The sequence below is a fragment of the Leucothrix arctica genome, assembly GCF_003172895.1.
Lineage (GTDB): Bacteria > Pseudomonadota > Gammaproteobacteria > Thiotrichales > Thiotrichaceae > Leucothrix > Leucothrix arctica.
This window is the reverse complement of sequence record NZ_QGKL01000011.1, coordinates 74,354-87,557: the sequence shown is the minus strand read 5'-3', so window position 1 is coordinate 87,557 and position 13,204 is coordinate 74,354. Positions and strand designations below refer to the sequence as shown.

Below are 13,204 nucleotides of genomic sequence, written 5' to 3'. Positions count from 1 at the left end.
GCCTCTCGGGTTTAATTCAAGTCGAGCACGTCCTGCATGCTGTTAACGCGTGGTGACTTATTATCAGCCAACCAATTCGCTGCACGAATAGCGCCTTTTGCAAACGTCATTCTGCTAGATGCTTTATGAGTAATTTCGATGCGCTCGCCAATATCAGCAAACATCACCGTATGTTCTCCAACAATGTCACCGGCACGAATGGTTTCAAAGCCAATCGTTTTGCGGTCACGCTCACCAGTCACACCTTCACGGCCATACACTGCACACTCTTTTAGGTCACGGTCTAATGCTTTTGCAAGCACTTCCCCCATACCTAAAGCTGTACCAGATGGCGCGTCAATCTTGTGACGATGATGCGCTTCAATCACTTCAATATCAACCGTGTCACCAAGGACGCGAGCAGCCATATCAAGTAATTTGAAGCAAAGGTTTACACCAACACTCATGTTTGGCGCAAACACAATAGGGATACTCTTCCCTGCCTCAGTAATTAGCATTTTTTGCTCATCACTAAAACCAGTGGTTCCAATAACAATCGCTTTGTTATTGGCAACACACCAATCTAGGTGTTTCAGTGTTGACTCTGTCGTTGTGAAGTCGATTAGAACATCAAACACTTCTGCATCATCCAATGAGCTGACTAACGCAACCGCGTTTTTGCCAACGCTGGCTAATTCGCCGGCGTCCGCACCAACCAATGAACTAGAAGGCGATACAGTAGCAGCTGTTAGCTGACAGTTATCATCAGCGTGGCACGCTTCGATAAGTACCTTACCCATGCGGCCTGCACCACCGACAATCGCTATTCTATTCATTACTTTTTGTCTCCATCAAACCAGCTTTTCACATTATCAAAGAATGAAGAAGTCTTTGTGCCCCAACCGTGCATTTCAGGGTTATGCTTCTCTTTACCTTCGATCAAGCTATTCTCAAGATCACGTAACATTTGGTTCTGATCTTTTGTCAGGTTGACTGGTGTCTCTACTTGGATTTTGCAAAACAAGTCACCTTCGAATGCGTCACGAACTGACTTCACACCCTTACCACGCATACGGAAGACTTTTCCTGACTGCGCGCCAGCTGGAATCTTTAAATTCACTTTGCCGTTTAGTGTCGGTACTTCAACTTCGCCACCTAGCGCAGTCGTTGTAAACCAAACAGGGATAGTGCAGTGAAGATCACTTCCGTCACGTGTAAATATTTCATGTGGTTTCAAGTTCATCTGTACATATAGATCACCAGATGGGCCACCATTAATACCGCCCTCACCTTCACCCGTTAAACGAATGCGATCGCCTGTATCAACACCCATTGGGATTTTCACATCAAGGGTCTTGTTCTCTTCAACCTGACCTTGACCGTGGCATGAGCTACACGGTGACTTGATGATTTTTCCTGTACCTTGGCAAGCAGGACACGCCTGCTGCACGGCAAAGAAACCTTGCTGAATTCTTACCTGACCTTGTCCATGGCATGTGCCACAGGTTTCAGGGCTTGTACCATCTTTTGCACCAGAACCATGACAAGGCTTACAGTCTTGCATAGTCGGTATGCGAATATCGACGTTTGTACCGAAAACAGCCTGCTCTAGTGTTAAGTCTAGGTTGTACTGTAAGTCGTTACCACGGTAAGCACGGTTAGGGTTTCCACCACCGCCGCCTCGACCGCCACCAAATATCTCATCAAAAATATCACCAAATCCGCCGCCACCGCCGCCACCAAAGCCGCCGTGTCTACCTGCTGAGCCATCAACACCCGCGTGGCCGAACTGATCATAAGCAGAACGCTTCTGAGGATCTTTTAAAACCTCATATGCTTCCTTAATCGTTTTAAATTTAGATTCAGCCTCTGGGTCATCTTGGTTACGGTCAGGGTGAAACTTCATGGACAGACGTCTAAAAGACTTTTTAATTTCACCATCGCTAGCACTTTTTGAGATGCTTAGCGTTTCGTAATAATCCAGCTTTGCCATAATTTAACTCGAATTCTTTAACGTAAATATTATTTCTCTATACCAAAGAAGGCGCGCAAGGAAAACCTTACGCGCCTACTCTTACATCACAGCTAAAGTAGATTACTTCTTGCTGTCATTTACTTCTTCAAACTCAGCATCAACGATGTCATCGTCTTCCGCTTTCTTTTTAGCTTCTTCAGCACCTTCTGGACCTGCTTCGCCGCCAGCTTGCGCTTGAGCTAATGCACCAGAAGCTTCCATCAACGCTTGAGACTTAGACTCGATTAGGTCTTTGTCTTCGCCTTTGATTGCTTCTTTAACTTCGTCAACCAATGCTTGGATCTTAGCAAGTTCAGCACCGTCAACTTTGTCGCCAAAATCTTTAAGTGACTTTTCAGTTGCGTGAACCATGCCGTCTGCTGAGTTACGAGCATCGATTAATTCACGTAGCTTCTTGTCGTCTTCAGCGTGAGCTTCAGCGTCCTTAACCATTGCTTCGATCTCTTCATCTGAAAGACCAGAAGATGATTTGATCTGGATAGATTGCTCTTTTCCAGTCGCCTTATCTTTAGCTGATACATTCAAAATACCGTTAGCATCAATGTCTAAGCTAACTTCGATCTGTGGCTGACCGCGTGGTGCTGGTGGAATGTCAGTTAGATCAAAACGACCTAGTGACTTATTACCAGAAGCCATCTCGCGCTCACCCTGTAGCACGTGAACCGTTACTGCGTTTTGGTTGTCATCTGCTGTAGAGAAAACCTGCTGAGCTTTAGTTGGGATTGTAGTGTTCTTCTCAACTAGCTTAGTCATCACGCCGCCCATAGTCTCGATACCTAGAGACAGTGGAGTAACGTCAAGTAGTAATACATCTGTAACCGTACCACCTAGAACACCACCTTGAATCGCAGCACCCATTGCAACGGCTTCATCAGGATTAACGTCTTTACGCGCTTCTTGACCGAAGAATGCTGTAACCGCTTCCTGAACTTTAGGCATACGAGTCTGACCACCAACCAAGATGACATCGTCAATCTCAGACGCTGACAAACCAGCATCTTTAAGTGCCGTTTGGCAAGGCTTGATAGTACGAGTAACTAAATCATCAACTAGAGACTCAAGCTTAGCGCGAGTTACTTTAACGTTAAGATGCTTAGGACCCGTTGCATCAGCAGTGATGTACGGAATGTTTACGTCAGTCTGAACTGAAGAAGAAAGCTCGATCTTCGCCTTCTCTGCTGCTTCTTTCAAACGCTGTAGCGCAAGAGGATCATTATGAAGATCCATGCCGTTATCTTTTTTGAACTCATCTGCAAGATAGTCGATCAGACGCATGTCGAAATCTTCACCACCAAGGAATGTATCACCATTCGTTGCTAGTACTTCGAACTGGTACTCGCCATCTACTTCGTCGATTTCAATGATAGATACGTCAAAAGTACCACCACCTAAGTCATATACAGCAATGTTCTTGTTGCCTTTAGCCGCTTTGTCCATGCCGTAAGCAAGTGCAGCAGCAGTAGGCTCATTGATAATACGCTTAACGTCTAGACCTGCAATTTTACCTGCATCTTTAGTCGCTTGACGCTGTGAATCATTGAAGTATGCAGGAACAGTAATTACTGCTTCTGTTACTTCTTCACCAAGATATGCTTCAGCATCTTTCTTCAGCTTCATCAAAATACGTGCTGATACTTCAGGCGCCGACATCTTCTTGCCGTTTACTTCAACCCATGCATCACCATTGTCAGCTTTAACAATGTTGTAAGGCACTAGTTTAATATCTTTTTGTACTGCTTCTTCGTCAAACGTGCGTCCGATTAGACGCTTGATTGCGTATAGAGTGTTAGCAGGGTTAGTCACTGCTTGACGCTTTGCTGAGTGACCTACAAGTACTTCTTCGTCAGTGAAAGCGACGATTGAAGGTGTTGTACGGTGGCCTTCTGAATTCTCAATTACTTTTGCTTCTTTGCCTTCAATAACGGCAACACATGAGTTGGTTGTACCCAAGTCAATTCCAATAATCTTACCCATTTCTTTTTCTCCAAAGAAAACTTTTTAACATGAGAAATAAATGCGGTTCATTTCTCAAAAATCAAGTGTTGTTAGTATCTAATCGTTAAATATTTTTTAACAGATACTTAGTTTTTAACAACCATAACCATTGCTGGACGAATCAAACGACCGCTAATAGTGAAGCCTTTCTGCATAACAGCCATTACGGTGTTATTTTCCATCTCAGGATTCGGCTGCATTGCCATTGCTTGATGCAGTTCAGGATTGAATTTTTCGCCCATTGGGTCGATTGCTTCAATGTTGAACTTTTCCATGACCGACTCTAACTGCTTAAGTGTTAGGTTCATGCCCTCACGGATTTGAGTAATATCACCTTCTGCCGTCATTCCCATTTCTAGGCTGTCGACAACAGGCAATAACGCCTCAACGAATTTTTTAGAACCGTACTTATGCGCGTCTTCAAGTTGCTTATCGCTACGCTTACGGTTGTTCTCTATTTCCGCTTGTAGGCGAACGAAGCTGTCCCAGTTCTCATCAGCTTTTTGTTGCGTCGTTTCTAGCTGCTCGCGTAACTGTACGATTAGATCTTCACTGCTTAACTCAGCATCAACTTGCTCGTCGACTGCTTCAACTGATACGTTTTCTACGTCAGCTTCAGGTGCTTGCTGGCTCTCAGGTGTTTGTTCCGAATTACTCATTGCTTTCGCTCTCTAAGATAATCTTTGACTGTATAATTTGGGTAATGATTGCGTTTTCAAGCAAATAGGCCAAAAAAAACAAAAAAACCCTGCACGAGGCAGGGCTGGGAAATTTGGTGCATATCTTAACGCACTCTAAATGTTAAATCTCGACGTGTTTAATCACTCATAGTCATTAACTAATATTTGATCGTAAAGCCGCACTAAGCAGTCGTGACGTTATATCCACAACTGGAATAACACGCTCATACTGCATACGTTTAGGACCTATCACACCTAAGACACCAATATGTTTATCGTCAATACTGTAGGGCGCAGTCACCAAACTACAATCATCAAAAACGGCCTGCCCTGACTCACGACCAATAAATATTTGCACGCCCTGTGCCTGAATACAGTTATCCAACAAACTCAGCATGTCGCGCTTTTCATTAAATGCGTTAAATATTTGACGTAGTGTGCTCATATCAGCAAAGTCGTCGTATTCCAGCAAATTCGTTTTCCCAACCACTAAACAGCTTTCTTGCGCTGGCATTTTATCGGGTATCGAATCGAATGTTTTCTCACCTAACTCAATCGCCGACAGCATCATACGGTTGAGCGCTTCTCTATCTTCACGCATAGCGTCCAACATGTGCGCTCGCGCTTTCTGCAAGTCCATGCCGTTTAATTGTTCATTGAGATAATTACCGTACTGCTGCAACTCGCTGGAGGTGTATTCTCGGTCAGTTTGAATAATGCGATTTTGTACGTCGTTATCATTCATCACTAACACAGTCAGTATTTGATCCTTAGACAAATACAGAAACTCGATATGACGAATTCCCACCGTTTCAATACTAGGCAGCGACACAACCCCGGCAAGCTGGGTGATATTCGATAACAAGCCGGAGGCTGTTTGAATCAACTCGCTATTGGTATATCGGTCACTAAAACGAGACTGTAAAGAGCTTAGGTCTTTTGCATCTAGCTCCCGCACACTGACCAGAGAGTCAACAAACAAGCGATAACCCAGCGCGGTAGGCACACGACCAGCTGATGTATGAGGCGCATGTATATAACCCTGATCTTCAAGGTTAGCCATCACATTACGAACAGTTGCAGGGCTCAATTTGAGACCACTACGCTTAGCGAGCGTGGTCGAACCGACGGGCTGTCCGTCCAAGATATAACCTTCGATTAGGACTTTTAATAGTTGTTGTGCGCGTTCATTTAGCGAATTTTTTTCAGTTGCCATACCGCTGCCCAGTCTAGTTTTATAACTCTATATTACTTCTATATGGGGATGATTGTGAATGCTTGCAAATAGAATTCGCAGACTTGCATTTGACTCCAAGGTTTGCCACTCTAGCTCAACTACTCATAGTGGACTTTGTATGCGCTCATTTAGCCGGATCGGATTATTTTCAAAACAACAAGACCATCGAATCGTCGACACTCTTAACGAGTTACAATCCTTTCTGTCAAAACACGACTTCACTGTTTATGCAACGCATACTGTCGCTGACTTTTTAGATATTGAAGGCCATGACGATGAATTTATCGCTGATAATATCGACCTTGCTGTCGTGGTTGGTGGTGATGGCACGTTACTCAAAGTTGGTCGATTACTGACCCCTAAAGATGTGCCGATTATAGGTATTAACCTAGGCCGTTTGGGCTTCCTTGTGGATATTTCTTCTGTCAACCTGAGCAACCAGCTAGAGACAATGCTTGACGGTAACTTCACTGTGGAGTCGCGCACGTTACTGCAAGGCCAAGTGTACCGAGATGATGAGCTTCTTGGTGAAGGTAACGCACTAAACGATGTCGCTATTCATGTGAGAAATGATGTGCGTATGATTGAGTTTAATACTCATATCGACGGCCACTTTGTTAATACTCAGCGTGCAGATGGCCTGATCATCTCAACACCGACAGGCTCCACCGCTTATTCATTATCAGCGGGTGGGCCTATTTTGCACCCAGGTTTAGCTGCAGTGACGCTAGTGCCGGTTTGCCCACACACACTGACTAACCGCCCTATTGTTGTTGGCTCTGAAAGTGTTATCGAGATTTTACTCTGCGAGTCACGAGAAGTTGACTCACGTGTATCGTTCGACGGTCAGTCAAATGTTGAGATGCAAGCGGGTGATCGCATTGTTATTCGCCAACACCCTAACAAGCTAAAACTGATTCACCCTGAGAGCTATGATTATTATCATATTTTACGCTCCAAACTGGGCTGGAGTGCGACGCCGCCTAGCTAAACACTATGCGTCTGCACTTAGTTTTCAAACGGTGTCACCTATGATCTAGCGATGCTATGCAAAGCTATTTTTCGCTGGCACAATGTCCCCTCATTTACTCCAAGCAGTCCTCTATGTTAAGCCATATCTTTCTTCGTGATTTTGCCATTATTGAAACGCTAGACCTTGAGTTTGACCAAGGCATGACCGCATTGACCGGAGAAACGGGTGCGGGTAAATCGATCTTAGTTGATGCGATTGGTTTAGTCCTTGGTGACCGTGCTGATAGTGGCGTGGTACGACACGGTGCTGCAAAGACTGAAATCACGTTAGCCATCGATATTTCTGACACACCAACCGCACTTAAATGGCTGCAAGAACAAGATCTCGATCAGGATGATGATTGTATTTTACGACGTGTTATTACTAGTAGTGGTAAGTCTCGCGCGTGGATTAACGGCACTCCAGCCAACCTGACAATGCTGCGTCAACTGGGTGAACAGGTTGTTGATATCCATGGTCAGCATGAGCATCAGTCATTGATGAAGAAAGAAGCGCAACGTCAGATGGTTGATGACTACGGTAATCACACCAAGCTACTGAAAACGCTCAACGAAGATTATAAAGCGTGGAAAGTACTGAACGACAAGCTTGATCAGTTGCAAAACCAAAACAGTGATCATCAAGCGCAAATAGATTTATTGAGTTTTCAGACACAAGAGCTGGAAGCGTTAGAGTTAGTCGAAAAAGAATATGAGCAACTTGATGAAGAACACGGCCGCTTATCTAATGCGGGCCAGTTATTAAGTACGGCATCTGATGGTCTTGAAAAGCTATATGACGCTGAGCAGAATTCAGTTTACTCGATTATTAGTCATTTAATTACTGACCTTAATGAGCTAAAGAGTTTGGATTCAAGCCTTGAAGAACCTCTCGCTTTATTGACTGAGGCTCAGATTCAAGTTGAAGAAGCGAGTAGCATTTTACGTCATTACCAAGATAGCTTGGAGCTTGACCCACAGCGCTTAGAGTATGTGGAAGGACGTATAGCATCCCTTCACCAAATGGCTCGCAAGCATAATGTGATGCCGGCAGAGCTACTGGGTAAGTTTCAGGATTTATCCGCTCGTTTAGCCAGTTTGAGTGGTGATGACTATGATTTAGATGCTTTGAAAGAGAAGCTTGAGTTAAGTCAGCAAGCTTATTTGAAGCAAGCTGAGAAACTACATACTTCACGGACGAAAGCAGCTAAGCAACTCAGCAAAGGTGTTTCGAAAGCGATGCAACAGCTTGGCATGGATGGCGGTGTTTTTGAAATTCAATGTGCCTTCGACGTGAACAGTAAATTTACGGCTCATGGCTTGGATGATATTGAGTTTCAAGTAAGCGCTAACCCTGGTCAGCCGTTGAAGTCATTAGTTAAAGTAGCATCGGGTGGTGAGCTGTCACGTATTTCTTTGGCTATCCAAATGATTGCGGCACAGAAAGTGACACTGCCTGCATTGATCTTTGATGAAGTCGATACTGGTATTGGTGGTGGTACGGCGGAGGTTGTTGGACAACAACTTCGCAAGCTAGGTAGTAGTCGACAGGTGCTTTGTGTGACTCACTTACCGCAGGTTGCTTCACAGGCTCACCAGCACTACAAAGTGACTAAAGTTAAAGGTAATACGAGTACTAGTACTGGCATGCTGACTTTGGAAGGCGATGCTCGTGTTGAAGAGATTTCTCGCATGATGGGTGGTATTGAGATTACCGACTCAACTCGCGCCCTAGCCCGTGAAATGCTTGAGAGTGCTACCAGCGAATAAAGCAATCACTTAGAGTTTAGGGAGATATTAATTTCTTTAAACTCTTAATTCGCTTTTAGCTATTGTGCCTATACCTAGCCAACCGTCACTCTGCTTTTGTCACTATATTAAAGCCTGTTGTTTTCTCTTTGACTGATTGATTGGATTTGTTTTTTTCGTCATACAGTACAACGACCTTGGCGTTTTCAGCGGTCGATACACCATCACTATTGTCTAAATAATCTGGCACACCGTCCCTATCGGAATCTTTCTCTGCTCCTTCAAGCTTCGTCAAACGAGAGTCGCCATCGTCATTCGCATCTAGGTAATTCGGCACGCCATCTTTGTCTGTATCGTCATTGATTGCTTGACCATTTCTATCGATATCTTCGAGCTTGGTTAATATACCGTCGTTATCATCATCGTCATCCAATACATCAGGCGTTCCATCTTGGTCGCTGTCTTGTGGTTTTTTGTTATTACTGCCTATTTCAATGAAGTCAGGTACGCCATCACTGTCACTATCATTACTTGTTGGATTCATCCCTAACGCAAGCTCAACTGCGTTAGATAACCCATCGCCATCAGCATCGCCTGTGATTTGGATTGCTCCACTACTCTTCTGTTTTGTTACTGGGGATAGCTTAGAAGCAACGTCTGTAACAACAACTTGTTTTGGCTCTGTCTGAGGAATTTTTTTTGGGGAGGCCGTCTGATTCTCTTGGGACTTAATAACAGCCTTGAATACGGGCTTTGGTGCATTTTCTTGAACAGGCTTTGTAGCTAGTTTTGCTAGCTTCTTTTCTATTTCTGGCTTCACTACGGGATGCATTAAGGTAGTACGCGCCACTCTTACTTTGCTATCAAGAAAATCCACAATGCCATTATTATTAGCATCACTTAAAACGACGCTATCATCGATCCCGTCGCCGTTATCATCTTGACCTTTGGTGAAGTCCGCATCAAACATGTTGTCTACACGGTCTCGGTCTGCATCACCTAGTGTTAGCCCTACCTCATTATGATCTAAAATACCGTCGCCATCTGAGTCCAAGTCTAAGTAATTCGCTAAGCCATCTTTATCAACATCTTGACTACCTTCGTAAATAGTCGGTATCCCATCGCCGTCATCATCTTCATCTAAAATGTCTGGTCGGCCGTCTTTATCGTGGTCAAGAGTATTTTTTTTTTGAAGTTAACTTCTAAACCGTCAGCAATACCATCGCCATCCGTATCACTTAAAAGTACTTCTGAGCCTATTTCTCTCTCCCAATAATCAGGTAAACCATCACCATCTTGGTCTCTTTCTAAAGAACCTTTTTGAAAGTCAGTTGTTAATGCATGCGTAGATGAACGCTTGATTTGATCAGAGCTAGACACGACATGAGGTATTTTTTCTGCAAAAACAGGAATAACGTAAAAACCCAATAAAAATAGTGCAGCACTCGCAAAACCGATCGTTGCAACGTGCGCTACAATTTTTATAAGTAAGTTGAATTTTTTCCGTAGACTAGCAAAAAAGCTGATTAAATATTTCACGATACACCGAATCCCCCAGCAGGCTCAGTTAGATACTGACACTGCGATTATTTTTATTATTGGAGAATAATATTGCATACTGTGCAAAAATTAGCAAGATAAAACACCGTTTATCTGCTATTTAATTAACCATAATAATACAAGCAGTTTCTTACAGAAGGGAGTTGCTCATATTAAATAAGCGTTCATATTCCTTAATTGCAAACCGGTCTGTCATACCTGCAATGTAGTCTGCGACTACTCTTGCGTAATCTACTTCACCACCACTAAGCTGCGCGGCTTTAGCGTAAATTTGGTGTTCTGGTGGTAACAAGCGGACATCATTGATGAAAGCATCAAATAATGACTCGATGATTTGATGAGCTTTGCGAGTCATCCGGTAGACTTGATGGTGAAAATATAAGTTTTCACGTAAAAACTTCTTCATAAGCCTGCTTTGTGAAAACATTTCTTCACTAAAACAAATTAGCTTTTCTGGGTGCGCACGAACATCATTAATCGTTTGAATACCGGCTTCTTCTATCTTAGCTTTACTGGTATTAATGAGGTCGGCAACTTGCTCACCTATCATACGCCGAATAGTCTCATGAACGCTTCGATTTTCATCTAAATCGGGGTACTTCCACTTAACTTGATCAAAGTGCTGCGAAAACAGATCCGTATCACGCAGTTGCTCAACAGTAATCAAGCCAGAACGAATACCATCATCAATATCATGGTTGTTATACGCCACCAGGTCGGCAATATTTGTTAACTGCCCTTCTAAGCTAGGTTGCGTTTTATCTAAGAAGCGCTGACCAACATCACCTAACGCTTTAGCATGACTCAAAGCACAATGCTTCAAGATACCTTCACGCGTTTCAAAGGTCAGGTTTAATCCATCGAAGTCAGCATATTTATTTTCAAGATGATCAACCACACGCAACGACTGCAAGTTATGCTCAAAGCCTCCGAAAGGCTTCATACAGGCATTTAACGCATCCTGTCCTGCATGGCCAAATGGGGTATGCCCAAGGTCATGAGCCAATGCGATTGCTTCTGTTAGGTCTTCATTTAGACCTAACGTCCTTGAGATAGACCGAGCAATTTGGGAAACTTCTATCGAGTGCGTTAAGCGTGTTCGATACAAGTCACCTTCATGGTTAACGAAAACTTGTGTTTTGTATTCCAATCGGCGAAAGCCTGTCGAGTGGATGATACGGTCGCGATCCCGCTGGTATTCTGAACGAAACGTTGGTGCAGCTTCTTCAAATCGACGACCTTTACTGGTCTCAATACTGGCGGCATAGCTTGCGGTCATACTCTCTCCAAAACTTCCTGAAATGCTTGAGCATCGTAGTCGCTCGTTTGAATACACTCACCTAACTTATGCATAAGAATTAGGTTCATCACGCCATCTTTCGTTTTCTTATCACGCATCATATGAAGACGATAGTCATCAGCGGTTAATTCACTGGGTGGTTCTATCGGTAATTTAGCCAATGTAAATAGGTGCTTCACATAGCTTAAGTCAGCTTCCGAAATCCAACCCATCTTCATTGACAACTCAGCAGCCATTACCGTACCTGCAGCAACACCTTCACCGTGCAACCAATTACCATAGCCCATTCCAGTTTCGATGGCGTGGCCAAAGGTATGGCCTAAGTTAAGCAGTGCGCGCTGCCCTGCTTCACGCTCATCCGCAGCCACTGTCGCCGCTTTATGTTTGCACGATATATAAATCGCATAAGCTAACGCTTCAGGGTCACGAGCGAGAAGTAATGACATATTTTCTTCTAACCACTCAAGAAACTTGAGGTCATTTATGAAGCCATATTTAAGTACTTCGGCAATACCTGCACTTAGCTCCCGATCACTTAACGTATCTAGTGTCTCTGTATCAATTACAACACATTGTGGCTGATGAAATGCCCCAATCATGTTTTTACCAAGCGGATGATTAACACCTGTTTTTCCGCCGACAGACGAGTCCACCATTGATAACAGTGTGGTTGGAACCTGGATAAAGTTAATACCACGCTGGTAACTTGCAGCCGCAAAGCCTCCCATATCACCAACGACACCACCACCTAACGCGACTAACGTCGTTTGACGATCACAATGGTTTTCCAGCATTCCAGTAAATATTTGGTCCAAAACGGTTAGTGTTTTGTAAACCTCACCATCTGGCAGTTCAACACTCGAAGCTTTAAAACCTTCTAAGCTTTTATTGAGCGTCTCAGCATAGAGCGGTGCAACCGTTTCATTACTCACTGTAATGACACTTTTACCCTTAATGAAGTCTGGTAATAAGTCCGTTCTTTTTAGAAGTCCTGCGCCAATATAGATTGGGTAGCTTCTATCGCCTAATTCAACGGTTAGCTTTTGCATGACTTCGTCTTTCCTTTTTTAGTGCTTGATCGATGCGGTGCAATACAACGCCGATCTTTTGATTGCCTGTTCTGATCACAATATCGGCAGCTTCTAGATAAGTAGGTTCACGCTCCGCAAGCAGATCTCTCAATGTTTTGAGTGGGTTCTCTGTTTGCATTAATGGTCGCGCTTGATCGTGTTTGATTCGCGCATAAAGACGCTCGGCAGAGGCCCTTAAATACACGACACATCCGTGCTCTTTAATGATGGCCTGATTTTCGGGGCGAGTTAAACTTCCACCACCCGTCGCAATCACGCAACCATTGTAGCCACTAAGCTCTTCAATGACTTGCGTTTCACGCTCACGAAAACCTTCTTCGCCCTCTATTTCAAAAATGGTGGCTATTGGAACACCTGTACGATCAACGATGACTTTATCTGAGTCATAAAATTCAACCTTTAGCCTTCTCGCTAACTGTCGACCTACCGTTGATTTTCCAGCCCCCATAAGGCCTACCAAAAATATATTCTTGTTCACCGGCGACTGAGCCACTCTATTCTAATTTGATTTAAGCATTCTAAACGCTACAGGTCGGGATTGCATGGCAATTTTCAGGCAAAAAAAAA

At 43.8% G+C, this 13,204-nt stretch carries 12 protein-coding genes; 2 read left to right on the top strand and 10 right to left on the bottom strand.

Going from position 1 to position 13,204, the window contains the following annotated elements:
• Positions 1-11: 11 nt before the first annotated feature.
• The 5 genes from dapB to hrcA all read right to left on the bottom strand — a co-directional run bounded on the left by dapB (position 12) and on the right by hrcA (position 5,905).
• Complete coding sequence (gene dapB, locus DKT75_RS03550; RefSeq protein ID WP_109822057.1) at positions 12-815, bottom strand: 4-hydroxy-tetrahydrodipicolinate reductase; 804 nt, start codon at positions 813-815, stop codon at positions 12-14.
• Positions 815-1,972, bottom strand: coding sequence for a molecular chaperone DnaJ (gene dnaJ / locus DKT75_RS03545; protein WP_109822056.1), 1,158 nt, complete (start codon positions 1,970-1,972; stop codon positions 815-817). Before dnaJ ends, dapB begins: the two co-directional genes overlap by 1 nt.
• Before the next feature lie 102 nt (positions 1,973-2,074).
• On the bottom strand, positions 2,075-3,988 hold the full coding sequence (gene dnaK / locus DKT75_RS03540) for a molecular chaperone DnaK (protein WP_109822055.1): 1,914 nt from the start codon (positions 3,986-3,988) through the stop codon (positions 2,075-2,077).
• Between the two features lie 107 nt (positions 3,989-4,095).
• Positions 4,096-4,668, bottom strand: coding sequence for a nucleotide exchange factor GrpE (grpE, locus tag DKT75_RS03535; RefSeq protein ID WP_109822054.1), 573 nt, complete (start codon positions 4,666-4,668; stop codon positions 4,096-4,098).
• A gap of 175 nt (positions 4,669-4,843) precedes the next feature.
• Entirely contained in the window at positions 4,844-5,905 is a 1,062-nt protein-coding gene (gene hrcA, locus DKT75_RS03530) for a heat-inducible transcriptional repressor HrcA (RefSeq protein WP_109822053.1), read from the bottom strand.
• Between the two features lie 58 nt (positions 5,906-5,963).
• Here hrcA and DKT75_RS03525 point away from each other — a divergent pair, with 58 nt between their 5' ends.
• Together DKT75_RS03525 and recN are read left to right on the top strand one after the other, a co-directional pair.
• Positions 5,964-6,917 carry an NAD(+) kinase gene (locus DKT75_RS03525; RefSeq protein ID WP_245923062.1) on the top strand — a complete coding sequence of 318 codons (954 nt, stop codon included), beginning with the start codon at positions 5,964-5,966 and terminating at the stop codon, positions 6,915-6,917.
• Between the two features lie 113 nt (positions 6,918-7,030).
• Positions 7,031-8,707 (top strand): DNA repair protein RecN, encoded by a 1,677-nt coding sequence (gene recN / locus DKT75_RS03520; protein ID WP_109822051.1) that lies wholly within the window; start codon positions 7,031-7,033, stop codon positions 8,705-8,707.
• An 85-nt stretch (positions 8,708-8,792) separates the two neighbouring features.
• Here the strand turns inward: recN and DKT75_RS03515 are convergent, their stop codons facing one another.
• The 5 genes from DKT75_RS03515 to DKT75_RS03495 form a co-directional block, all read right to left on the bottom strand.
• Complete coding sequence (locus DKT75_RS03515; protein WP_109822050.1) at positions 8,793-9,740, bottom strand: hypothetical protein; 948 nt, start codon at positions 9,738-9,740, stop codon at positions 8,793-8,795.
• Positions 9,741-9,826: 86 nt separating this feature from the next.
• Positions 9,827-10,225: a hypothetical protein gene (locus DKT75_RS03510; RefSeq protein ID WP_109822049.1), complete on the bottom strand. Its 399-nt coding sequence runs from the start codon at positions 10,223-10,225 to the stop codon at positions 9,827-9,829.
• A 151-nt stretch (positions 10,226-10,376) separates the two neighbouring features.
• Positions 10,377-11,525, bottom strand: coding sequence for a deoxyguanosinetriphosphate triphosphohydrolase (locus tag DKT75_RS03505; RefSeq protein ID WP_109822048.1), 1,149 nt, complete (start codon positions 11,523-11,525; stop codon positions 10,377-10,379).
• Positions 11,522-12,595, bottom strand: a complete 1,074-nt coding sequence (gene aroB / locus DKT75_RS03500) for a 3-dehydroquinate synthase (RefSeq protein WP_109822047.1) — start codon at positions 12,593-12,595, stop codon at positions 11,522-11,524. Before aroB ends, DKT75_RS03505 begins: the two co-directional genes overlap by 4 nt.
• Entirely contained in the window at positions 12,576-13,115 is a 540-nt protein-coding gene (locus DKT75_RS03495; RefSeq protein ID WP_109822097.1) for a shikimate kinase, read from the bottom strand. Before DKT75_RS03495 ends, aroB begins: the two co-directional genes overlap by 20 nt.
• Positions 13,116-13,204 lie beyond the last annotated feature (89 nt).

Coding starts and splice junctions, on each gene's coding strand:
- dapB (WP_109822057.1), bottom strand. CDS start 815: ATGAATAGAATAGCGATTGTCGGTGGTGCAGGCCGCATGGGTAAGGTA.
- recN (WP_109822051.1), top strand. CDS start 7,031: ATGTTAAGCCATATCTTTCTTCGTGATTTTGCCATTATTGAAACGCTA.
- DKT75_RS03505 (WP_109822048.1), bottom strand. CDS start 11,525: ATGACCGCAAGCTATGCCGCCAGTATTGAGACCAGTAAAGGTCGTCGA.
- grpE (WP_109822054.1), bottom strand. CDS start 4,668: ATGAGTAATTCGGAACAAACACCTGAGAGCCAGCAAGCACCTGAAGCT.
- dnaJ (WP_109822056.1), bottom strand. CDS start 1,972: ATGGCAAAGCTGGATTATTACGAAACGCTAAGCATCTCAAAAAGTGCT.
- hrcA (WP_109822053.1), bottom strand. CDS start 5,905: ATGGCAACTGAAAAAAATTCGCTAAATGAACGCGCACAACAACTATTA.
- aroB (WP_109822047.1), bottom strand. CDS start 12,595: ATGCAAAAGCTAACCGTTGAATTAGGCGATAGAAGCTACCCAATCTAT.
- dnaK (WP_109822055.1), bottom strand. CDS start 3,988: ATGGGTAAGATTATTGGAATTGACTTGGGTACAACCAACTCATGTGTT.
- DKT75_RS03525 (WP_245923062.1), top strand. CDS start 5,964: ATGCTTGCAAATAGAATTCGCAGACTTGCATTTGACTCCAAGGTTTGC.